This window comes from Pseudomonas palleroniana (genome assembly GCF_022836895.1).
Lineage (GTDB): Bacteria > Pseudomonadota > Gammaproteobacteria > Pseudomonadales > Pseudomonadaceae > Aquipseudomonas > Aquipseudomonas palleroniana.
Genome location: NZ_CP092411.1, coordinates 4408955 through 4430365 on the forward strand (window position 1 = coordinate 4408955; position 21411 = coordinate 4430365).

19 protein-coding genes are annotated in these 21411 nt (G+C 61.8%); 9 read left to right on the forward strand and 10 right to left on the reverse strand.

Going from position 1 to position 21411, the window contains the following annotated elements; genetic code table 11:
- Nucleotides 1–34: 34 nt before the first annotated feature.
- The 6 genes from MJP36_RS19885 (at nucleotide 35) to MJP36_RS19910 (ending at nucleotide 6606) form a co-directional block, all read left to right on the forward strand.
- The gene (locus tag MJP36_RS19885) at nucleotides 35–1051 is read left to right on the forward strand and encodes an iron ABC transporter substrate-binding protein (protein ID WP_198763588.1); all 1017 of its coding nucleotides are present in this window, start codon (nucleotides 35–37) and stop codon (nucleotides 1049–1051) included.
- Nucleotides 1052–2644, forward strand: a complete 1593-nt coding sequence (locus tag MJP36_RS19890) for an ABC transporter permease (protein WP_425226322.1) — start codon at nucleotides 1052–1054, stop codon at nucleotides 2642–2644. It begins immediately after the preceding gene.
- Nucleotides 2641–3708, forward strand: a complete 1068-nt coding sequence (locus MJP36_RS19895) for an ABC transporter ATP-binding protein (RefSeq protein WP_244383845.1) — start codon at nucleotides 2641–2643, stop codon at nucleotides 3706–3708. Before MJP36_RS19890 ends, MJP36_RS19895 begins: the two co-directional genes overlap by 4 nt.
- A gap of 169 nt (nucleotides 3709–3877) precedes the next feature.
- The gene (locus MJP36_RS19900) at nucleotides 3878–4825 is read left to right on the forward strand and encodes an ornithine cyclodeaminase family protein (protein WP_244383846.1); all 948 of its coding nucleotides are present in this window, start codon (nucleotides 3878–3880) and stop codon (nucleotides 4823–4825) included.
- Between the two features lie 21 nt (nucleotides 4826–4846).
- Nucleotides 4847–5980 (forward strand): NAD(P)/FAD-dependent oxidoreductase, encoded by a 1134-nt coding sequence (locus MJP36_RS19905; protein WP_244383847.1) that lies wholly within the window; start codon nucleotides 4847–4849, stop codon nucleotides 5978–5980.
- On the forward strand, nucleotides 5980–6606 hold the full coding sequence (locus tag MJP36_RS19910; protein ID WP_060755458.1) for a helix-turn-helix transcriptional regulator: 627 nt from the start codon (nucleotides 5980–5982) through the stop codon (nucleotides 6604–6606). The genes MJP36_RS19905 and MJP36_RS19910 overlap by 1 nt, the downstream gene beginning before the upstream one ends.
- A gap of 208 nt (nucleotides 6607–6814) precedes the next feature.
- Here the strand turns inward: MJP36_RS19910 and MJP36_RS19915 are convergent, their stop codons facing one another.
- Nucleotides 6815–7591 (reverse strand): ABC transporter substrate-binding protein, encoded by a 777-nt coding sequence (locus MJP36_RS19915; RefSeq protein WP_060756372.1) that lies wholly within the window; start codon nucleotides 7589–7591, stop codon nucleotides 6815–6817.
- 260 nt (nucleotides 7592–7851) lie between these two features.
- On the opposite strand from MJP36_RS19915, the gene MJP36_RS19920 reads away from it, so the two are divergent.
- A complete protein-coding gene (locus MJP36_RS19920; RefSeq protein ID WP_244383848.1) occupies nucleotides 7852–9546 on the forward strand; it encodes an AMP-binding protein in 1695 nt (564 codons plus the stop codon).
- A gap of 55 nt (nucleotides 9547–9601) precedes the next feature.
- Here the strand turns inward: MJP36_RS19920 and MJP36_RS19925 are convergent, their stop codons facing one another.
- Nucleotides 9602–10090: a DUF2938 domain-containing protein gene (locus MJP36_RS19925; protein WP_244383849.1), complete on the reverse strand. Its 489-nt coding sequence runs from the start codon at nucleotides 10088–10090 to the stop codon at nucleotides 9602–9604.
- Between the two features lie 81 nt (nucleotides 10091–10171).
- On the opposite strand from MJP36_RS19925, the gene MJP36_RS19930 reads away from it, so the two are divergent.
- A complete protein-coding gene (locus MJP36_RS19930) occupies nucleotides 10172–10609 on the forward strand; it encodes a helix-turn-helix domain-containing protein (RefSeq protein WP_244383850.1) in 438 nt (145 codons plus the stop codon).
- A gap of 9 nt (nucleotides 10610–10618) precedes the next feature.
- Here the strand turns inward: MJP36_RS19930 and MJP36_RS19935 are convergent, their stop codons facing one another.
- Together MJP36_RS19935 and MJP36_RS19940 are read right to left on the reverse strand one after the other, a co-directional pair.
- The gene (locus MJP36_RS19935; protein WP_425226350.1) at nucleotides 10619–11929 is read right to left on the reverse strand and encodes an ArnT family glycosyltransferase; all 1311 of its coding nucleotides are present in this window, start codon (nucleotides 11927–11929) and stop codon (nucleotides 10619–10621) included.
- Nucleotides 11930–12124: 195 nt separating this feature from the next.
- Nucleotides 12125–12892, reverse strand: coding sequence for an SDR family NAD(P)-dependent oxidoreductase (locus MJP36_RS19940; protein ID WP_244383851.1), 768 nt, complete (start codon nucleotides 12890–12892; stop codon nucleotides 12125–12127).
- A 137-nt stretch (nucleotides 12893–13029) separates the two neighbouring features.
- Here MJP36_RS19940 and MJP36_RS19945 point away from each other — a divergent pair, with 137 nt between their 5' ends.
- Nucleotides 13030–14178 carry an aldose epimerase family protein gene (locus MJP36_RS19945; protein WP_244383852.1) on the forward strand — a complete coding sequence of 383 codons (1149 nt, stop codon included), beginning with the start codon at nucleotides 13030–13032 and terminating at the stop codon, nucleotides 14176–14178.
- Nucleotides 14179–14415: 237 nt separating this feature from the next.
- Here MJP36_RS19945 and araH read toward each other — a convergent pair whose 3' ends face one another.
- The 6 genes from araH to araD1 are packed head-to-tail and all read right to left on the reverse strand — an operon-like array spanning nucleotide 14416 to nucleotide 21396.
- Nucleotides 14416–15384 carry an L-arabinose ABC transporter permease AraH gene (araH, locus tag MJP36_RS19950; protein WP_060756379.1) on the reverse strand — a complete coding sequence of 323 codons (969 nt, stop codon included), beginning with the start codon at nucleotides 15382–15384 and terminating at the stop codon, nucleotides 14416–14418.
- A 9-nt stretch (nucleotides 15385–15393) separates the two neighbouring features.
- The gene (gene araG / locus MJP36_RS19955) at nucleotides 15394–16896 is read right to left on the reverse strand and encodes an L-arabinose ABC transporter ATP-binding protein AraG (RefSeq protein WP_104993300.1); all 1503 of its coding nucleotides are present in this window, start codon (nucleotides 16894–16896) and stop codon (nucleotides 15394–15396) included.
- Nucleotides 16893–17897, reverse strand: a complete 1005-nt coding sequence (locus tag MJP36_RS19960) for a substrate-binding domain-containing protein (protein WP_060756381.1) — start codon at nucleotides 17895–17897, stop codon at nucleotides 16893–16895. The genes araG and MJP36_RS19960 overlap by 4 nt, the downstream gene beginning before the upstream one ends.
- A 38-nt stretch (nucleotides 17898–17935) precedes the next feature.
- The gene (locus MJP36_RS19965; RefSeq protein ID WP_104993299.1) at nucleotides 17936–18799 is read right to left on the reverse strand and encodes an SMP-30/gluconolactonase/LRE family protein; all 864 of its coding nucleotides are present in this window, start codon (nucleotides 18797–18799) and stop codon (nucleotides 17936–17938) included.
- Between the two features lie 16 nt (nucleotides 18800–18815).
- Nucleotides 18816–20396, reverse strand: a complete 1581-nt coding sequence (locus MJP36_RS19970; protein WP_244383853.1) for an aldehyde dehydrogenase (NADP(+)) — start codon at nucleotides 20394–20396, stop codon at nucleotides 18816–18818.
- Nucleotides 20397–20406: 10 nt separating this feature from the next.
- Nucleotides 20407–21396 (reverse strand): AraD1 family protein, encoded by a 990-nt coding sequence (araD1, locus tag MJP36_RS19975; protein WP_244383854.1) that lies wholly within the window; start codon nucleotides 21394–21396, stop codon nucleotides 20407–20409.
- Between the last annotated feature and the right edge of the window lie 15 nt (nucleotides 21397–21411).

Below are 21411 nucleotides of genomic sequence, written 5' to 3' on the forward strand. Positions count from 1 at the left end.
CTCGCGCAGCCATCAGACCCGGAGTGTTCACCGCATGACCAGTCGCCTTCCTTCGTTCGTCAAAAAAGCCCTGCTTGCCACTGCCCTGGTCAGTGCCGGGCATGTGTATGCCGCCAGCGAGTCAGTCGGCCTGGTGGTGTACAACGCCCAGCACGAAAGCCTCACCAAGGCCTGGGTCGAAGGCTTCACCCAGGAAACCGGGATTCCGGTGACGATCCGCAATGGCGATGACACGGAGATGGGCAACCAGATCGTGCAGGAAGGCGCCGCCTCCCCGGCAGATGTGTTCCTCACCGAAAACTCCCCGGCCATGGTCCTGGTGGACAACGCCGGCCTGTTCGCGCCGGTAGCACCGGCCACCCTGGAACAGGTTGACCCTGCCTACCGTCCGGCTCACGGCAAATGGCTGGGGATTGCCGCACGCTCCACGGTGTTTGTGTACAACCCGAGCAAACTGAAAGACGCCGACCTGCCCAAATCGCTGATGGACCTGGCCTCGCCAAGCTGGAAAGGCCGTTGGGCCGCCTCGCCGGCCGGTGCCGACTTCCAGGCCATCGTCGCCGCCGTGCTGGAACTCAAGGGCGAAGCCGCCACCCTCGACTGGCTCAAGGCAATGAAGGCCAACGCGAGCATCTACCGTGGCAACAGCGCCGTGCTCAAAGCCGTCAATGCAGGCCAGGTCGACAGCGGCGTGATCTATCACTATTACAGCTTCGTCGATCAGTCCAAGACCGGTGAAAACAGCAAGAACACCCAGTTGCACTACTTCAAGCATCAGGATCCGGGCGCGTTCGTGAGCATCTCCGGTGGCGGCGTATTGGCCTCCAGCAAACATAAAGAACAGGCACAAGCCTTCCTGAAGTGGATCACCGGCAAAGACGGCCAGGCGATTCTCAAGGACGGCAACTCGTTCGAATACGCGGTGGGCCTGAACGCCCAGTCCAACCCCAAGCTGACCCCGCTGGCGCAATTGGATGCACCGAAGGTCGACGCGTCCAAGCTCAACAGCAAAAAAGCGGTCGAGCTGATGACCCAGGCCGGACTGCTCTGATTGTTGCCTGAACCTTCCCTGACCGGCATCGCCCACGCGTCGCCGCGCAAACGCTTCCACGGCCTGTTCAAAAGCCGTGGCGGCACGTGGGTCACCAGTTTGTCGGTACTGGTTTCGCTGCTGGCCCTGCTGCCGATCGCGTTTGTGATCGGCGTGTCGTGGCAAATTGGCTGGGCGCAGATCGAAGCGCTAGTGTGGCGCCCGCGTGTGGGCGAACTGTTGCTCAACACCGTATTGCTGGTGCTGTTCACCTTACCGTTGTGCATGGCGCTGGGCATTGCGCTGGCATGGCTGACCGAGCGCAGCAACCTGCCGGGGCGGCGCGCCTGGTCGTTGTTGGCCGTAGCGCCGCTGGCGGTGCCGGCGTTTGTGCACAGTTACGCCTGGGTCAGCCTGGTGCCGTCGATCCACGGCTTGCCGGCAGGCGTGCTGGTGTCGGTGATTGCCTACTTCCCGTTTTTGTACTTGCCGGTGGCGGCGACGTTGCGCCGGCTTGATCCGGCCATCGAAGACGTGGCCGAGTCCATGGGTCTCAAGCCCTGGGCGGTGTTCTGGCGGGTGGTGCTGCCACAACTGCGCCTGGCGATCTGCGGCGGCGCGCTGCTGGTGGGCCTGCACCTGCTGGCCGAATATGGCCTGTACGCGATGATCCGCTTCGACACCTTCACCACGGCCATTTTCGATCAGTTCAAATCCACCTTTAACGGCCCGGCGGCGAACATGCTGGCTGCGGTGTTGGCGTTGTGCTGCCTGGCGATGCTGACCGTCGAATCCGCCGCACGCGGGCATGCGCGCTATGCGCGGGTCGGTTCCGGCAGCGCCCGCGAACAGCGCACCGTCACACTGGGCGCGACCACCACCCTGCTCGCCCTGGCCTTGCAGGTCGCCACCTGCGCACTGGCCCTGGGCGTTCCGCTGGTCACCCTGGGCAAATGGCTGATCGCCGGTGGCAGCGAGGTCTGGCAGCTCGGCGAACTGTTGCCGGCACTGGAGCAGACCGTGCTGCTGGGGATTGCCGGGGCGCTGTTGACCACGTGCGCGGCGGTACCGATCGCGTGGCTGTCGATCCGTGCGCCGGGGCGCTTGCAGCGCATTCTGGAGGGCTGCAATTACATCACCAGTTCGCTGCCGGGTATCGTCGTCGCGCTGGCCCTGGTCACGGTGACCATCCACTTTGCCCGGCCGATCTACCAGACCACGATCACCGTGCTGCTCGCCTACTTGCTGATGTTCCTGCCACGGGCGCTGGTGAGTCTGCGCGCCGGTATCGCCCAGGCGCCGGTAGAGCTGGAAAACATGGCACGCAGCCTCGGCCGTTCGCCGGGCCGCGCCTTGTGGCTGATCACCATGCGCCTGGCCGCCCCCGCAGCCGCGGCGGGGGCTGCGTTGGTGTTCCTGGCGATCACCAATGAACTGACGGCGACGCTGTTGTTGGCCCCCAACGGCACGCGCACCCTGGCCACCGGGTTCTGGGCAATGACCAGCGAAATCGATTACGCCGCCGCGGCGCCCTATGCGCTGATCATGATCCTGCTCTCACTGCCGTTGACCGGCCTTCTCTACCACCAATCCAAACGCACGGCAGGCCGATGAACGCCCTCGAACTCCACGCCCTCTGCAAGACCTTCGGCATCCAGCGTGCCCTGGCGGACGTCAGCCTGTCGGTGCCCACGGGCAGCCGCACAGTGATCGTCGGGCCGTCCGGTTCCGGCAAGACCACCTTGCTGCGCATGATCGCAGGCTTTGAATTCCCCGACACCGGCCGCCTGACCCTCAACGGCCAGACCCTGGTGGACGCCACCCACGCCGTACCGGCGCACCAGCGCCAGATCGGCTACGTGCCGCAAGACGGCGCGCTGTTCCCGCACATGACCGTGGCCGACAACATCGGCTTCGGCCTGGCGACCAAAGGTGAGGCCCGCGACACCCGCATCGCCGAGCTGATGGACAGCGTGGCCCTGGACGCCAACATGGCCCGGCGCTGGCCCCACGAGTTGTCCGGCGGCCAGCAGCAGCGTGTCGCCCTGGCCCGTGCATTGGCGCAACAGCCACGGCTGATGCTGCTGGACGAGCCGTTTTCGGCACTGGACACCGGCTTGCGCTCAGCCATGCGCAAGATGGTTGCACGCCTTCTGAGCGACGCCGGCATCACCACCATTCTGGTGACCCACGACCAAAGTGAGGCGCTGTCGTTTGCCGACCAACTGGCGGTGATGCGCCAGGGCCGCCTGGTGCAATCGGGCCACCCGATGGACCTGTACCAATACCCGGTCGATGAGCAAACCGCGTTGTTCCTCGGTGAAGCGGTGGTGCTGCCCGCCAGGGTAGAAGGCGGCTGGGCGCATTGCGGCCTGGGGCGCGTGCCGGTCGACAACCCGTCCCTGCACGACACCACACGGATCATGCTGCGCCCGGAGCAGCTGCAGTTGAGCACCAGCGGTGATGCCGGTTGCCGTGGCGTGGTGACCGAGCGCGAATTCGGCGGCAATACCTGCACCCTGACCGTGGTATTGCACCCCGATGAGGACGAACCGGGCCAGGCGATCCTGGTGCGCAGTTCGGGCTTGCAGGCGCCGCCGACCGGCACTGAGGTGCACCTCACCACGATCGGCATGGCACATATCCTGAAAAAAGACGCGGCGCTCAGTCTCAGCTGAGTTTCGGGGCTTATCTTCGAGGCCCGATATCACCTAGGAAGAACAAGCGCGGGCTGTGTATCACGGTGTGGCTGGCGACGTAACGTTCGCCCAACGCTTTTTTCGTGCGGATGTTGCCAGGCATAACTAAAAGTCCATAATGGACAAAATAGTTTATGCGGAGATATCCATGTCCAGCACGCCTCTCGTGATCAACCAGGGCCAGGCCCGTGAACTGCTCGCACAAGTCGATGTGCCGCGCATCCTGCACCAGCTGTTTCGCGACCTGGCCGCTGGGCAAGCGGTGCAGCCCGCGCAACAGTGGGTAGAGTTCCCGCACGGCGCGGGTGACTTCATCAATTACCTGGGCGTGCTGGCCGCCGAAGAGGTGTACGGCGTCAAGACTTCACCGTATATCGTGCGCGAGCAAGGGCCATTGGTGACGGCTTGGACATTGCTGATGTCGATGCACACCGGGCAGCCGCTGCTGCTGTGCGACGCGGCAGAACTGACCACCGCCCGCACCGCCGCCACGACAGCACTGGCCGTGGATGCCCTGGCGCCCGCGGCAGCCCGACGCCTGGCGATTATCGGCAGCGGCAAGGTCGCCCAGGCGCACCTGCACTACGTGCAGCACCTGCGAGGCTGGCAAAGCATCCGCATGTATTCGCCAAGCCTTGGCAGTGCCGGCGTTGAAACCCTCGCGCAGCTCAAGGCGCTGGACCCGCGCCTGAGTCTGGCCCGATCCTGCGACGAGGCCCTGCAAGACGCCGACGTTATCCTGCTGTGCACCTCGTCGGCCGGTCCGGTGATCGATCCATCGCACCTGAGTAAACCGGCGCTGATCACCTCCATCAGCACCAACGCCCCCCGTGCCCATGAAGTACCGCCCCAGTGCCTGAACGCCATGCATGTATTCTGCGACTATCGCCAGACCACGCCGGACGCGGCCGGCGAAATGCTGATTGCTGCCGAGCAGCACGGCTGGGATAAACGCGCCGTGGTCGGCGACCTGCCCGAGTTGCTCAGCGACAGGGCACAGCGTCCGGACTACGATCGCCACGTTTTTTTCCGCTCCATCGGGCTGGGCCTGGAAGATGTGGCACTGGCCAATGCCCTCTACCAGATCCAGCGCTGAATCCCATTCAAGGAGATGTTCATGAGCCATGCAGACTTCATCATCATCGGCGGCGGCATTGCGGGTGCGTCCACGGGTTTCTGGCTGTCGCCGCACGGCAAGGTGTTGGTGCTGGAGCGTGAAAACCACCCGGCCTATCACTCCACCGGGCGCTCGGCGGCGCTCTACACCGCCGCTTATGGTACGTCGCAAGTGCGTGCGCTGACCCTGGCCAGCCGGGCGTTTTTCGATAACCCGCCCGCAGGTTTCTGTGAGCACCCGTTGCTCACGCCACGGGGTGAGTTGACCGTCGACTTCAACAATGACCCCGCCGAATTGAACGCCCAATACCTGAGCGCCAAGGCCACGGTGCCGCAGGTCGAACAGTTGAGTGCCGACGAGGCTTGCGCACGCTTGCCGATCCTGCGCCGCGAAAAAGTCCATGGTGCGATCTATGATCCGACGGCCAGCGACATCGACACCGACGCCCTGCACCAAGGCTATTTGCGCGGCATCCGCCGCAATCAGGGCGAAGTGCACACCGACAGCCACGTGCTGGGCCTGAGCCGCGATGCCGACGGCCTGTGGCAGGTGCGTACCCAGCACGCGACCTTCACCGCCCCGGTTATCATCAATGCCGCCGGGGCCTGGGCCGACTCCATCGGCGCGCTGGCGGGCGCCGCGTCCATCGGCCTGCAACCCAAGCGCCGCTCGGCGTTTATCTTCGCCGGGCCTGAGGGCGTCGACAGCCATGCCTGGCCGATGCTGGTGGCCCTCGACGAAGCTTTCTACATCAAGCCCGATGCCGGCATGTTCCTCGGTTCACCGGCCAATGCCGACCCGGTGGAACCCCAGGATGTGCAGCCCGAAGAACTGGACATCGCCATGGGCATCTACCAGATCGAAGAAGCCACCACCCTGACCATCCGCCGCCCCACCCGCACCTGGGCTGGCCTGCGCAGCTTTGTGCCGGATGGTAATTTGCTGTCGGGCTTCGATACCCGCGTGCCCGGGCTGTTCTGGGTCGCGGCGCAAGGCGGCTATGGCATCCAGACCTCGCCCGCCATGGGCCAGGCCAGCGCCGCCCTGGCACGCGGCGCCCCATTGCCCGAGCACCTGACGCGGTTCGGCCTGGACGCTGGTATGCTCTCCCCCGTCCGCCTGGAGCCCCATTGATGAACACCGCTGAACACGACAAGGTCATGCAGAACTTCCGTGCGATCGCCGATGCGATCGCCACGTTGTTCTTTCCCCATGCGGAAGTGGTGCTGCATGACTTGCGCACGCAAACCGTCGACTACATCGCCAATAACCTGTCGAAACGAGCCATTGGCGATGACTCCTCGCTGGAGGACATGCTCAGCGATGACGTCAGCGAAGTGAATATCGGCCCTTACGAAAAGCTCAATTGGGACGGTCAGAAAATTCGTAGCCTGAGTACCGTGTTGCACGACCACCAGGGCCATCGCCTCGCGGTACTGTGCATCAACCTGAATATTTCACTGTTCGAAAACGCCAAAGCAGCGCTGGACCTGTTCCTGTCGCCCAGCAAGCTGATCCCCCAGCCGGACTCGCTGTTTCGCGATGACTGGCAGGAACGCATCAACACGTTCCTGCACGCCTGGATGCGTGAACGCCAACTGAGCCTGAACCTGCTGACCCGTGACCACAAACGCGAACTGGTACTGGCGCTGCATGCCGAGGGCGCATTCAAGGGCAAGAGCGCCTCCAACTATGTGGCCAATGTGCTGGGCATGGGCCGGGCGACCGTCTACAAACACCTGAAAGAACTGAAGTTGTAGTGAGCGGGCTTGCCCTGATGCCAGTCAGTTAAGGCTTAACGCTGTCACGGTGGGAGGGGGCTTGCTCCCGATAGCGGTGTGTCAGTCACGGCTTCTGAACCTGACACGCCGCTATCGGGAGCAAGCCCCCTCCCACAGGTTATCCATCGTCTGCTCTATCGCTTAACTGACAGAAATTAGGACAAGCCCGCAGTTGGGACCAGGGTTATCAATCGCCGTAGATGTCGGACTTGAAGTACTGCTGGGAAATCTTCTGGTACTCGCCGCTCGCGCGGATGCCGTCAATCGCGGCGTTCAGCTCACTGACCAACGCCGTGTTGCCCTTGCGCACCGCGATACCGGCGCCCTCGCCCACGTACTTGGGGTCCTTTAGCTCCGGGCCGACAAAGGCATAGCCCTTGCCACGCGGCATCGACAGGAAGTCGCTGAGGGGGATGGTGTCGGCGAAAATCGCATCCAGGCGGCCTGCGGCCAGGTCCATGTAGATCTCTTCATTGTTGCTGTAGCGCTTGACGTTGATCCCTTGGGGCTCAAACACCTCGGTGGCATAGCGGTCGGTGGTCGTGGCGCGTTGCACGCCGACGGTCTTGCCCTTGAGGCTCGCGTACTGATCGTCCACCACCGCTCCCTCCTTCATCACCAGCCGCGAGCCGGTGAAGTAATACTTGTGGGTGAAATCCACCGACTTCCTGCGGTCTTCGTTGATGGTCATGGACGACAAGGCCATGTCGATTTTCTTCACCTTGAGGGAAGGAATCAGCCCGTCGAACTCACCCTCTACCCACACGCACTTGGCTTGCATCTGCGCGCATAACGCGTTGCCGATGTCGTAGTCGAACCCGACGATCTTGCCTTCCTGGGTCTTGGAAGCGAACGGTGGATAGGCCGCTTCAATGCCGATGCGCAGGGTTTTCTCGGCGGCCAGCAGATGGCTGGAGGCGATCAAACCCAAGGTCAAGGCTGTGATGAGCGCGCGTTTCTTCATGGTCGTGTTCTCGCAAGTTGTTGTTGGTTTGGCAAGCGTGAAGAACGAGGTGACGCTACTTTTTGTACTTATAATTCCATACTGGACTTTTATGTATTAACCGTCAATCACACCTCGATGTTGCCGCCCCCCATGACTTTTTTGCACAACGCAGTGGTGTTTTTGAGCGTTTTGCTCTGATTTATGCGTGCCTATACTCGGCTCAGCCACCCGGTCGCGCCGGGGGCCAGTCCCCACAACAATAATTAAGGACAGCCACCATGACCCAGCCCTTCCTGGCCGCTCGGGATTTTCTCCTCGCTCACCGCACTGACCACGCCACCGCTGTCCGCGATTTTCGCTGGCCGCAGCTGGACGCATTCAACTGGGCCTTGGATTACTTCGATGCCATGGCTGAGGGCAATTCGGCCGATGCGCTGTGGATCGTCGAAGAAGACGGCAGTGAGCAGCGCTACAGCTTCCAGCAACTGTCGGCACGCTCCAACCAGGTCGCCAACCACCTGCGTGCCCTCGGAGTGCGGCGTGGTGAGCGCATCCTGTTGATGCTCGGCAATGATGTGGCGCTGTGGGAAACCATGCTCGCCGCCTTCAAGCTCGGCGCCGTGGTCATCCCCGCCACGGCGCTGTTGAACCCCGATGACCTGCGCGACCGCATCGAGCGCGGGCAAGTACGCCATCTGGTGGTCGGCCAGGCACATATCAGCAAGTTCACCGGCCTGGCTGACGGCTGTAATCGTATCTGTGTCGGCTCGCCACCCTCCGGTTGGGTCGCCCACAGTGCCGCCTTCGAATATCCCGAGGCGTTCCAAGCCGACGGCAGCACCCAGGCCATCGACCCGATGCTGCTGTACTTCACCTCCGGCACCACCTCGAAACCCAAAATGGTGTTGCACAGTCACCAGAGCTATCCGGTGGGCCACCTGTCGACTATGTACTGGATCGGCCTGCAGCCAGGCGACCTGCACCTGAATATCTCCTCGCCGGGCTGGGCCAAGCATGCCTGGAGCTGCCTCTTCGCCCCCTGGAATGCCGGTGCCTGCATCTTTATTCATAACGTGGCGCGATTCAGCGCACCGGCCCTGCTCGGCGCGCTGGAACGCTACGGCGTGACCAGCCTGTGCGCACCGCCCACGGTGTGGCGCATGCTGATCCAGGAAGACCTGGCCGCCTACAAGCCACGCTTGAACCTGCGTGAACTGGTGGGCGCCGGCGAGCCGCTGAACCCGGAAATCATCGAGCAGATCCAGCTGGCCTGGGGGCTGCCGCTGCGCGACGGTTTTGGCCAATCGGAAACCACCGCCCTGGTGGGCAACACACCCGGTCAGGTGCTCAAGCCAGGCTCCATGGGCCGCCCATTACCGGGTTACCAAGTGGCGCTGCTCGATCCCGACGGCCGGCCCGGCACCGAGGGAGAAGTCGCCTTGCCCCTGGCGGTACGCCCGCTCGGCTTGATGCTCGGCTACGAAGACAGCCCGGAAAAAACCGCAGAAGTGATGCGCGACGGCTACTACCGCACCGGCGACACCGCACAGATCGACGCCGACGGTTACATCACGTTCGTGGGGCGCGCCGACGATGTGTTCAAAGCCTCCGACTATCGCATCAGCCCTTTCGAACTGGAAAGCGCACTGATCGAACACCCGGCCGTGATGGAAGTGGCCGTGGTGCCGAGCCCCGACCCGTTGCGCCTGGCCGTGCCCAAGGCATTCCTGATCCTGGCCCATGACAGCGTCGGCGACGCCGAGTTGGCCCGCCACATCCTGGCTTTCGCCCGTGAACAATTGGCGCCCTACAAGCGGGTGCGGCGTATCGAGTTCGTCAGCGAGCTGCCCAAGACCATTTCCGGCAAGATCCGCCGCGTGGAACTGCGCCAGATGGAAGTGCTGCGTCGCCAGGGTGATACACGAGGTGAACACGAGCACTTCGAGGAAGACTTTGTGCAGCCACAGGGCTGAAAAAAGCCACAGGGACGACGCTACGGCATTGGCCGCGATTGCATTGGGTGCCCCTCTAGGCCCAGCTAATCGCGACCCCAGCCAGGTAGAGGCCCACGCCGAAGACGGCATGGCTGACCAAACTGCGCAAGCGGTTCTTGCCCGGCGTCGGCGTCCTGGAGGATGCGAATCCCGCCCCCATGGCGGGCTGTATCACACACAGTGGTACAGCCACTGTGACCACGCCCCACGCGAATGCCGGCAGGAAGGTGGGTTGCTGCAGCCAGTCAACACCTTGAATCCACACCAGCAACACGGCAAACACAACGCCTGTGACGTAGTGCGCAATCCAGCCCAGAGCGACTTCACCTCGCACGGGCATCGCTTGCCCAATGCTGCGATGAGCGAACTGCCCTCGGCAGGCATGCCCGACCCAGCGTCCAACCAGCGCGAAATTCAGCGTTGGAACGCCAAAGGCTTTCAGGATCAACATCCACACATCCATCACCACCGTAGCGCCGGCGCCCAACAAAACAACCTGTGCAGCCATCTCCAGCGATGCCATATCCACCTCTTGTCCATGGACCGATTAAACATGCGCAGGCATCATAGAAGTTGAAGTCAACTTCAAGTCAATGGTCTATCAATGGATATCACTGAGGTCGTCAAGCGCACGGGCATTCCTGCCCACACCTTGCGTTTCTATGAGAAGAAAGGCTTGATCACGGCAATCAGCCCACCCGGCGCTCGCCGCCAGTTTGCCGCAGCAGTGGTCGAGCAATTGGCGGTGATTGCACTCGGGCAAGCGGGAGGCCTCTCACTGGACGAGATACAGGCCATGCTGCCCGCCAGTGGTCAGGTGACCGTGGACAGAGCGGTGCTGTTGGCCAAGGCCGATGAGCTTGATGCGACGGTCAAGCAACTGCAGGCCATGAGCAAGGGCTTGCGGCATGCCGCCGCATGCTCTGCCCCCAGCCACGCGCAATGCCCGAATTTTCGCCGGTTACTCAACATTGCCGCAGCGGGAGCCTTCAAGCGCTCCAGGCACAAGGCCGGCCCTGCGGATAGCCTCATGCACCGCTGACGGCATGCCTTACCAAAACCAATAAGGCAGGAATTTGGGAGTCGGCTCATTGGCCAACTCCAAATGGTAAGTAATGGAATTAAAGAAAAACAAATCCAGCAGGAGAAAGGCGGCGGCACCAAAGCAGAAAACCACGAACTCGCGATGTGGGTAGGTGCGCAGGCGCGACTCCATCCAGGGCCGAAGTGCAGCGAGGGCAATCAAGCCAACGGACGCACCAAGATAATTGGGATGAAGGGGCGTCTGGGCATATAAACCATGAACCCAAGCCAGCAATAGCATGCCCAGCCCGATCACCGGCAAGTTCAAGCAAAACTTCAACAACTTTTGCCGCGTCCTTGCAAATAGCTGGCTACGTTCTACAAAAATATAAGCGGCCAACAATGAAATAGCGGGTGTGATCGACAGTATATAACGCGCCTTCTTCGAACTGGGGATCGTGAACAGCACGAGCACCACCAAGAACCAGCCGGTGAGATACAACAGCATGTCTGTCGACGGGTGAGGTGTATCGGCAAAAAACTGCTTGCCCTTCTTGATAATGACGCCCACAGCAATTAAAGCGGTGACGCCATAGGTCAACAGGCCCGCCGAAAAATAGAAGTAGTAACGGGGAGCGTGATCACTGCCAAAGCGTCCCAGTCCCTGCATGACCAGCACCTCATGCAGGAAAGCCTCGCCGCCTTGTAAATAGGCCGCCCACGCGAGTATGGCAACCCCCAAGGTCAGCACCACGCCAGCCAGCAAGGAAAACACCACCAGCATGCGCCACTGTCGGCTCAGCAGATAGTAAGAGGCGACCACACTGGCCGGACCAATCAGGCCAATCGGGCCACGAAACGCAAAGCCCAGCGCAAGAACCGCGAGAACCAGCAGCAAGCGCAAACGTTGCTTGTACATCTCTCCCGTATAAGCCAGGTAAAAACACATCACCGTAAACAGTGCCGGGTAGACATCCAGCGCCAAGGAATTCACACCGTCCAGGAAAGACCAGGTGAACAGCGCAAACACGACACCGTATGCACCCCATTTCTTTTCATGCAGTGCTCCCAACTTGTAAATGAACACCAGCATCAAGGCGGCGGCTATACAAAAGGGAACGCCCATCGAAAGAATCGAGATGCGCCCAAATGGCAGGGAGACCAGATAGACAAGTAATGTATTGAAGACCGTATAGTCAGGATAGGGCTGCAGATCATCCGCAATAGGAAACAGGGTGACGCCGTACTGCAGCATATATTCGGCAAAATCGACAAAGCGCGTGGTGTAGTTGAGTACCGCAGGCTTGTACTGCAATACCGCCAAGACCACAAAAGCCATGATGAAGATAAATGAGCACGGCTTTTTTAAAGCCACTTCCCTTAGTTTGTCCACACCGTTCCATCGCCCCCAGAAAACGCGCAAATTAGCACTTTGTTTTTTGGGTAATCCAGACGCTAAAAGTAAAGAGTTGTTAAAAACCGTACCTCGTCTCGAGAGCATTGGCCAGCCGGGCTACGGCTGGCCAAATCACACCTAAACCCAGCCGCCATCCACGATAAAGTTCTGCGCGGAGCACATCGCGGACACATCAGACGCCAGAAACAGCGCCATATCGGCAATATGCTGAGGCCCGACAGACCCCGGCAAGCACTGGCTGCGGCTGATCAACTCGCGGGCCGCATCATCTACCCACATCGCCAACTGTTTTTCGGTCATCACCCAGCCGGGCACCAGTGTATTGACGCGGATACGGCTTGGCCCCAGCTCCCGCGCCAATGCGCGGGTCATGCCATGGGCGGCGGCCTTGCTGGCGGCGTATACGGGGTAGCCGGCGGACGCCATCATCCAACCGACCGAGCCCAGGTTGATGATCGAGCCGCCGCCGGCGCTTTTCATCATCGGCACCACGGCCTTGGCGGCAAAAAAGGCGTGCTTGAGGTTGACCGAGATCAGCTTGTCGAAGGTTTGCGAATCCACCTCGTCCAACGTGTGGCGCACGTCATTGGCTGCATTGTTGATCAGTACGCTGATCGGCCCCAGGGAATGCTCGAAACGCCCGATGGCGGCCTTATAGGCGATTTCATCGGTGATGTCGCAGCAGACGAACTCTACCCTGTGCCCGTTTGAGTTCAGCAGTGCCGCCAGGCGCTCGCCCTGGCTTTGCGCGCGGTCCACAAAGGCCACCTTGGCGCCTTGGGCGGCGAAGGCACGCACCATGAATTCGCCGATGCCTGACGCGCCTCCGGAGATCAGTACGGTCTTGCCTTCAAGGTCGGGATAAACAGCCTGTGCAGTACTCATATAACGGTTGCCTCGATCAATTAGTCTTATTTTATTTTACGAAACCGGCTTTAAAGGCTATAAATTCGCTGTCACAGCGACAAATATCGCACATTAGTAGAACTATTCCACTCAAAACAACAAAAGGAAGTTCGATCATGAAGCACCCTCGATACCTGCTTTCGGGTCTCGCCATGTCCCTGCTGATTGCCAGCGGCGGCGCCCAGGCGGCAGGGCTCAGCAGCGAGCACAAACCGTTCGGTAAAACCAACGACGGCACGCCCGTCGAACAGTACATCCTGCGCAACAGCCATGGCATGCAAGCCACGGTGATTACCTACGGCGGCGTGTTGCAGTCGCTGAAGGTGCCGGACAAACACGGCAAGGTCGACGACGTGGTGCTCGGCTTCGATGATGTGCAGGGTTACCAAGCCGGCACGGCGTTTTTCGGCGCGACCATCGGACGCTTCGGCAATCGGCTCGCCGGCGGTGCCTTTGAACTCGATGGCAAACGCTATCAGGTGCCGCTCAACGACGGTCCCAATTCGCTGCACGGCGGCGCCCAGGGTTTCGACAAGCAGGTGTGGCAAGCCAAGCCGGTCAACGGCAAGGATTCGGTCGGCGTCACCCTCACCTACTTGTCCAAGGACGGCGAGATGGGCTTCCCGGGCAACCTGAAAACCGAGGTCACCTACAGCCTCAACGATAACAACGAACTGCACATCGACTACAAGGCCAGCACCGACAAACCCACCGTGCTCAACCTGACCAACCACAGTTACTTCAACCTCGCCGGCGCAGGTAACGGCGACATCCTCAAGCAAGTCGCGACCTTGCATGCCAGCCACTACACCCCGGTGAATGCCACCTTGATTCCTACCGGCGAACTTGCGCCCGTTCAGGGCACGCCGATGGACTTCCTCAAACCCACCGCCATCGGCCAACACATCAAGGATGATCACCCGCAACTGAAATTCGCCGAGCCGAAACAAGGCGGGTTCGACTTCAACTGGGCACTGGATAGCAAAGGTGATGTGAAGCAACTGGCGGCCGAGGTGCATGACCCTGAGTCCGGGCGGCGGTTGCAGCTCTACACCACGGAGCCTGGAGTGCAGTTCTATACCAGCAACTTCCTCGACGGCACAGTGAAGGGTAAAGGCGGCAAGCCGTACCTGCACTGGGGCGGGTTCACCCTGGAAACCCAACACTTCCCGGACGCGCCCAATCAACCGAAGTTTGCCTCGACCCGCCTGAACCCTGGGCAGACCTACACCCAGAGCACCGTCTTCAAATTCACTACCGACTAAAACTGTGGGAGGGGCTTGCTCCTCCCACATTTGCTCCTCACATGGCTTGGATCAGCGCTGGCCAACAGCACCGAGGATCACACCGTCTTCAAACTCACCACTGATTAAAACTGTGGGAGGGGGCTTGCTCCCGATGACGGTGGGTCAGTTGTTACATCCGGTGCTGCACCACTGCTATCGGGAGCAAGTCGAATCGTCGCACCGCCCCTCCCACACTTGCTCTTCACATGGCTTGGATCAGCGTTGTTTCATGCGGTCGATGACCACGGCCAGCAGCAGGATGGACCCTCGGATCACATATTGATAAAACGTGTCGATGTTTTTCAGGTTCATCGCATTCTCAATGATCGCCAGAATCAGCACCCCGGCAATCACATGTCGGATCATGCCGATACCACCACTCAACGACACCCCGCCCAGCACACACGCCGAGATCACCGTCAGTTCGAACCCCTGGCCGATCATCGGTTGGCCGGAGGTCATGCGCGAGGCCAGGATCACGCCGGCCAGGGCGCCAATCACGCCGTGTACGGCGAAGATCAGGATCTTGGTGCGATCAACGTTCACTCCCGCCAACAACGCCGCTTCCGGGTTGCCGCCGATGGCCATGGTGTTGCGCCCATAGGTGGTGTAGTTGAGCAGCCAGCCGAAGAACAGGAAGCACAGGATGGTGATCAGGATCGGCACCGGCACGCCGAACAACTGGCCGTTACCGAACACAAAGAATTGATCCTGGGATACGCCCACCGCCTTGCCATCGGCAAAGATATAAGCCAGGCCCCGCACGATCTGCATGGTCGCCAACGTGGTGATCAACGCGTTGACCCGCAGCTTGGCGATCACGATCCCGTTGATCAGCCCGACGACCAGGCCCATCACCAGCGCCGCCCCGATGCCCAGCATCACGCTGTCGGTATCGCGCATGACGATGGCCGCCACCACCCCGGCGCAGGCGATCACCGAGCCCACCGACAGGTCGAAGTGCCCCGACGCCAGGCAGAACAGCATGGTGCACGCGGCGATGCCCACGGTGGAAATTGCCAGGCCCAACCCGCGCATGTTCAGCGGCGAGAGGAAGTTATCGACCAGCAAGGCGCACAGCACAAAGATGCCCACCGCCGCCAGCAGCATCGCCCAGTTGTCGAGCAGTGCACGGATATCCAAGGGTTTGCGTGCCGTTGGCAACGCGTTGTTTTGAGTGGTCATGGTGTTCTCTCAGTTCGCCAGGCCGCGCGGCAGGGCCAGCTGCAGCAGGTTGGATTCAGTCGCGTGTTCGCGGATTTGTTCGCCGCGCATGGCGCCTTCGCACAGCACCAGGATGCGATCGGAGATGCCCATGACTTCCATCAAGTCGCTGGACACCACAATCACCGCGATGCCCTGGGCCGCAAGGTTATGGATGATCTGGTAAATCTCGGCCTTGGCGCCGATATCGATACCGCGCGTGGGCTCATCCAGCAGCAGCACTTTCATCGGCATCGACAGCCAGCGACCCAGGATCGCCTTCTGCTGGTTGCCGCCGGAGAGGTACAGGATTTTCTGCGCCGCATTCGGCGTCTTGACCTTCATCGCCTTGATCTGCTGGTCGGCGTTGCCTTTTTCCCAACCCTCGCGCAGTAACCAGCCAAACCTCGAATGCGCACCACGGGCACTGATATTGATGTTCTCGGCCACGCTGGACAGCGGGATGATGCCTTCCTTCTTGCGATCCTCCGGGCACAGCAACACCCCGGCGGCAATCGCGTCGCGAGGCGAGCGCAACGGCAATGGCTCACCACAGAGTTCCAGCGTGCCGGCGCTGGCACGTTCCAGGCCGCTGAGCAGCCGCAACAGCTCGGTGCGCCCGGCCCCGACCAGCCCGAACAACCCAAGAATCTCGCCTTTGCGCACCTCAAAACTGATCGGCTCGCGCAAGCCCGGGCCAAGCAGGCCGTCGACCTTGAGCGCCACCGCGCCCTGTTCGCGCGCACGGTAGTCGTAGATATCCTGGATATCGCGACCGACCATGCAGGTCACCAACTGGTCGTGGGTCAGAGCGCGCATGTCGTCGAAGGTGCGCACGAAGCGGCCGTCCTTGAACACGGTCACCGCATCGCAAATACGGAACACCTCTTCCATGCGATGGGACACGTACAGCACCACTTTGCCCTCATCGCGCAAGCGCGCAATGATCGCCATCAAGCGGTCGATCTCCCGCGCCGACAGGCTGCTGGTCGGCTCGTCAAAGGCAATCACATGGGCGCCACGGGACAGTGCCTTGGCGATTTCCACCAGTTGGCGCTGGCCGAGCGACAGGCGTCCTAGCTTTTCGTCCGGGTCGATTTCATCGGCCAGGCCCTTGAGGCACGCCAGCGCCTGCTTGCGCAGTTGGCTTCGATTGACCACGCCAAAGCGCGTCGGCAAGTGCCCCAGGAACAGGTTCTCGGCCACGCTCATTTCCGGCACCAGGTGCAACTCCTGGTGGATCACCGCGACACCGCTGGCAATGCTGTCGGCGGCGCATTTGAAGGCCATGGTCTGCTCGCCGATCTGCACCGTGCCGCTGCTCGGAATATAGGCGCCGCCCAGGATCTTCAACAGCGTCGACTTGCCCGCGCCATTCTCGCCCATCAAGGCGTGCACCTGCCCCGGGTGGGCGGTGAAGCAGATGCCGTCCAGCGCCTTGACCCCGGGAAAGGTCTTGCCGATACCGTCAAACCGCAGGGCCGCAGCCATCATTTCCACAGTCCGATCTTGGTCAGTTCGTCCTTGAAGTTCGCACGGGTGATCAGCGTCACTTCGTCCATGGCGGTGTACTTAGGCGGCTCGGTACCTTTGGTGACCCACTCGTACATCATCAGCGCAGTGTTGTAGCCCTCGATATGCGGGCTGGGCAACATGGAGCCGAAGAAGCCGCTGTTGGCCTTCTTCAATTCGCCGATGGCGTCGGTGCCGTTGATGCCGATACCGATCACGTTGGCGGCGGCAAACCCTGCGCTTTCGGTGGCGCGCACGCCGCCGAGCACGGTGTTGTCGTTCATGCCCCCGATGATCAGGTTCTTCGCGCCGCTGGGCAACTTGACCAGGGCCGAGTTGGTGGCGTCCATGCTGCCGGGAACGTCGAGCGTCTTGAGCGCGGCAGTGAGGATGTGGTCCTTGGGAATGCCGGCTTCTTCCAGGGATTTGATCGAACCATCGGTACGTTTTTTACCGGTGTCGAGCTCGTTGAAGGTATTGATCACCGCATAGGTGTCTTTCCAGTCCCAGCCACGTTTTTTCGCTTCGGCAGCCATCGCGGCGCCCTGCTTCTGGCCCACTTCGAAGGCCGCCATGCCCAGGTACGGCACGTCCTCCATGAAATTGCCCTTGGCATCGACAAAGCGATCATCCACCGCAATCACTTTCAAGCCGTTGGCCTTGGCCTTGGCGACAATCGCCGGGCCGAGGGAAACATCCGGCGGGCAGATCACAAAGCCCTTGGCGCCGTTGGCGGCCAGGCTGTCGATGGCCGAGAGGGTTTTCTCGCCGTCCGGCACGGCGATCTTGATCACCGTGAACCCATGCTCCTTGCCGGCTTTTTCGGCAAACGCCCATTCGGTCTGGAACCACGGTTCTTCGGCCTGCTTGACCAGAAAACCAATCTTCACTTCTTCAGCGGCCAGCAGCAGGCCACTCAGGCTCAGGGCCGAGACCGCCACCGCGGTGCAGCACAGGGAACGGATACCACGACGAAGATTCATACGGGTGACTCCTTATTGTTGTTTTCAAGTCTGGTTGTTTAACCGGCAAAGCGGTGACAGGGTGTGCCTGGCACGTCGACCTCGATGGCCAGCAGCGCACCATCCAAGGGATGATCCAAGGGGCTGGCGGCACTGGTGATATACAGGGTGGTCAGGTTCGGCCCACCGAAGACACAACTGGTGGGCCGGCTGACGGGTAACTCGATGATGCGGTCCACCTCCCCCGTGGGTGTCAGGCGCAGCAGGCAACTGCCGTCCCAGCGTGCGTTCCAGAGGTAGCCTTCGGCGTCCATCGCCGAGCCGTCCGGGCCGCCGCGGCTGTGCGGACCGAACCAGACCTGTGGCGCTGCCAACTGGCCGTCGGGCTGGATCGAATACTGGTAAAGCGTACCGTCCAGGCTGTCGCCAAAATGCACCTGGGTGCCCTCCTCGTTCCACAGCAACGTGTTGGGAATGCCCAGGCCCCGCAGCAACGGCGTGACCTGTGCATCGGCGTCGATACGGAACAGCCCGCCGGAACGCCGGGTAATCGGCAGGTCTTCACCGTGTTCGCCGATATTGTTCTGCATGGTGCCCAGCCACAGGCGGCCCTGGGCATCGCAGCGCGCTTCATTGCCACGGTTGCCCGGCTGAGTGTCGGCCACACAGAGCAGCGTCAAGGCTTCGGTGCTCAGGTCCAGGCGATACACGCCACTGCTCAACGTCACCAGTGCGTCGCCACGGGCACACGGGATAAACGCCGAGACATGCTCGGGCAACTGCCAGATCTGCAACTGCCCGTTCATCAGGCGCAGTGCCTGTTTGCCGGCAATATTGACCCAATACAACGCCTGGGTCGGCACGTCCCAGAACGGGCCTTCGCCCAATTGTGCACGGTGTGCAGTGACCGCATGACACGACATGGAACCTCCGGGTGCCTTACAGCGAATCGCGCGATGGCGTGCCATTCACCAGGCGCTGGATACGCAATGGGTTGGCGTTTTTCAACGCGTCGGGCAGCAGGCTATCAGGGTAATTCTGGAAGCACACCGGGCGCAGGAAACGGTCGATGGCCAGGGTGCCGACCGAGGTGCCACGCGCATCGGAGGTCGCCGGGTACGGGCCGCCATGCACCATCGAATCGCACACTTCCACGCCGGTCGGGTAGCCGTTGAGCAGGATGCGCCCGACCTTCTGCTCCAGCAGCGGCGTGAGCGCAGCGAACTGTTGCAGGTCGGCCGGCTCGCCAATGATCGTCGCCGTGAGCTGACCCTGCAGGCCGTGCAAGGCGGCGTCGAGTTGCGCCGGATCGGCCACTTCGACAAACACCGTGGTGGGGCCGAACACTTCTTCCTGCAAAACTTCATCGCCGTCGATCAGCAGGCGGGCATCGGCCTTGAACAACTGCGGCTGCGCCTGGTTGCCGGTTTTGGCATTCCCCGCCAGGTGTTGAATACCCGGATGCGCCAGCAGCTTTTGCAAGCCTTTGCCGTAGCTGCCAAGCGTGCCGGCGTTGAGCATGGTCTGCGCCGGTTGCTCACCGATCAACTGCGCCACCTGCCGGGTGAACGCGGTGAACGCCGGCGACGCGATGCCGATCACCAGGCCAGGGTTGGTGCAGAACTGGCCGCAGCCTTGCACCACCGAGGCGGTCAGGTCGCGGGCGATGGTGTCGGCACGCGCTTGCAGGGCCTCGGGCAACACGATCACCGGGTTGATGCTCGACATTTCGGCGAACACCGGGATCGGCTGCGGGCGTGCCGCCGCCATATCGCACAGGGCACGCCCGCCTTTGAGCGAACCGGTAAACCCCACCGCCTGGATCGCCGGGTGCTTGACCAGCGCCTCACCGACGCCACCGCCAAAGATCATATTGAACACGCCCGCCGGCATTTCGGTGGCCTCGGCCGCGCGAATAATTGCGTTGGCCACCTGTTCAGCCGTGGCCATGTGCCCGCTGTGCGCCTTGAAGACCACCGGGCAACCGGCCGCCAGCGCGGCGGCGGTGTCACCGCCGGCCGTGGAAAACGCCAGCGGAAAGTTGCTTGCACCGAACACCGCGACCGGACCGAGGCCGATGCGGTATTGGCGCAGGTCCGGACGTGGCAATGGTTGACGATCCGGCAAGGCCTTGTCGATGCGCGCACCGTAGAAATCACCACGGCGCAGCACGCTGGCGAACAGACGCATCTGGCCGCTGGTACGTGCGCGCTCACCCTTGATACGGGCGGCGGGCAATGCGGTTTCGCGGCACACCAGCTCAACGAAGTTGTCGCTCAGCGCGTCCAGCTCATCGGCAATGGCGTCCAGGAACTGTGCACGACGTGCGGCACTCAAGGCACGGTAGGCTGGATAAGCTTGCGCTGCGGCCTGGGCGGCGGCGTCGACTTCCTGCGCGGTGGCCTGGTAGAAATCCTGCGGCAAGGCTTCGCCGGTGGTGGCGTCGATGCTTTGCAGCTTGACGCTGCCGTTGCCGCTGCGTTGGCCGCCGATGTAGTTGTGGCCGAGGAACTGGGTCATGTCGATCTCCTTAAAGGGGCACTACTTGGCCGGGTTCGAATGCCGCGTCAACGCTGCCGACGCTGTTGACCAGCGGTGCGCCGAACTCGGCCTGGCTGATCTCGAAGACATCGCCCGGTTGGGTACGTATACCGTCGGCAAATGACAGCGTGGCGGTGCCGAAGAAATGGATGTGCACATCGCCAGGCTTGAGGAACTGACGGTATTTGAAGTGGTGGTACTCGAGGTTTTCCAGGCTGTGGCACATATTGGCCTCGCCGCTGAGGAACTCGTTCTGCCAGATCACCTCGCCATTGCGCAGGATGCGGCTGGTGCCGGCCAGGTGCTGGGGCAACTCACCAACGCGCAACTCCGGGCCATAGCTGCAACTGCGCAGTTTGGAATGGGCCAGGTACAGGTAGTTCTTGCGCTCCATCACGTGGTCGGAGAACTCGTTGCCCACCGCGAAGCCCAGGCGATACGGCAGGCTGTCCGGGCCGATCACATAGAGGCCGCCGATTTCCGGTTCTTCACCGGCGTCTTCGGCAAACGGCGGCACCGCGAAAGCCTGGCCCGGACGCACGACGATGCTGCCATCGCCCTTGTAGAACCACTCCGGCTGCACACCGGCCTGGCCGGCGGCGGGTTTACCGCCCTCCACGCCCCACTTGAAAATGCGCATGGTGTCGGTCAGTGCGCTGTCGTCACCGGCCTGGTGCATTTTGTCGCGTGCGGCGGCGCTGCCCAGGTGGGTCAGGCCGGTGCCGCTGATAAGCATATGGGCCGGGTCCGGATGGTCCAGCGGGGGCAGGATCTGCTGCCCGGCCAGCAAGGCCGCGTAGTCGTGGCTGGCGCCCAGGCCGAGGTTCTCCACCTGCTGCTGCAACTTGACGCCCGCCTCGATGGCGGCCAGCGCCAGTTCTCGCACGCTGTGGGCCGTCCGCACTTCGCGCAGTTGATGGCCGTCCACTACGCCGACGCGGCGCTCACCGTTGTGCAACTCGAACTGAACTAAACGCATGAAGCTTCTCCTCCA